Raw genomic sequence first — 1,073 nt, forward strand, 5'->3', positions numbered from 1 at the left:
TCTCCTTGCCGCGGACGGCGCCGCGCAGGCCCATCCGCCGCATCAGGCGTTCCACCGTGCAGCGGGCTACCACGGTGCCTTCCCGGCCAAGCTGCCGCCAGACCTTGCGCGCGCCGTAGACCCCAAAGTTGGCCGCATGCACCTGCAGAATCCTCTCCATGAGCACCAGGTCCCGCCGAGCTCGAGGCGAGGCCTGCGCCGGATCGGCACGTCGCACGACATGGGCATGGTAGGTCGACGGTGCGATCCGCAGGATCCCGCAGATCGGCTCGACACCGTAGACCTCGCGCTGATCGTCAATGAAGGCGATCATGGCTTCGGTCGGCGGTCGAGCTCCGCCATCGCAAAATACGCCGATGCGTTCCGCAGGATCTCGTTTGCTTGGCGCAACTCGCGGTTCTCGCGCTCCAGCGCCTTGATGCGCTCGCGCTCCTCCGTTGTCGTGCCAAGCCGCTGGCCCGCATCGCGCTCGCCCTGCCGCACCCACTTCCGGAGCGTCTCGGCCGTGCACCCGATCTTGGCCGCGATCGAGCCGATCGCGGCCCATTGGGAGGCATGGTCGCCCCCGTGGTCCAGTACCATCCGGACCGCCCGCTGCCGCACCTCAGGCGAAAACCGGTTCGACGTCTTCTTTGTCATAGCCCCATCCTCTCAACAGTTGGGGCCTCCTGTCTGTCGCGGATCGTCTACCTTTCGCCGGCGGACGGCAGCCCGCGGGCCTCCTGGGTTTCACACCCGTTTGTCGGATTGGGAGCCGTCCGTTTCACCGATCGTCAGCCTGAACAGTTGATCGGGGGTGCTCGCGCATACCCCGCAGGACAGGAGCAGGGATCGTGACAGAGCAACTCTTTATCGGCGTCGATGTCGCCAAGGATTGGGTCGACATCCATCACCCCGGCCGCAAGCCAAGCCGGGTCGACAGCGCACCGGCTGCGCTGCGGGCCTTTGCGGCTCGATGCAAGAAGGACCGCCTCTGGGTCATCTTCGAGGCCAGCGGCGGCTATGATCGGGGCCTGCGCGATGCGCTCGAGGCAGCAGACGTCCCTTTCACCCGGGTGAATCCGCGTCAAGCG

At 66.5% G+C, this 1,073-nt stretch carries 2 pseudogenes and 1 other annotated feature; of the pseudogenes, one reads left to right on the top strand and one right to left on the bottom strand.

Features of this window, described 5'->3' with window-relative positions:
* A pseudogene (locus tag ACO1BU_RS37520) lies at positions 1–639 on the bottom strand (IS3 family transposase); the annotation flags it as partial.
* Positions 239–355: a sequence feature (AL1L pseudoknot), on the bottom strand. Its footprint overlaps the pseudogene before it by 117 nt.
* 194 nt (positions 640–833) lie before the next feature.
* Here ACO1BU_RS37520 and ACO1BU_RS37525 point away from each other — a divergent pair.
* Positions 834–1,073: pseudogene (locus ACO1BU_RS37525) on the top strand (IS110-like element ISHne4 family transposase); the annotation flags it as partial.

This window comes from Roseomonas chloroacetimidivorans, assembly GCF_049629625.1.
GTDB lineage: Bacteria > Pseudomonadota > Alphaproteobacteria > Acetobacterales > Acetobacteraceae > Roseomonas > Roseomonas chloroacetimidivorans.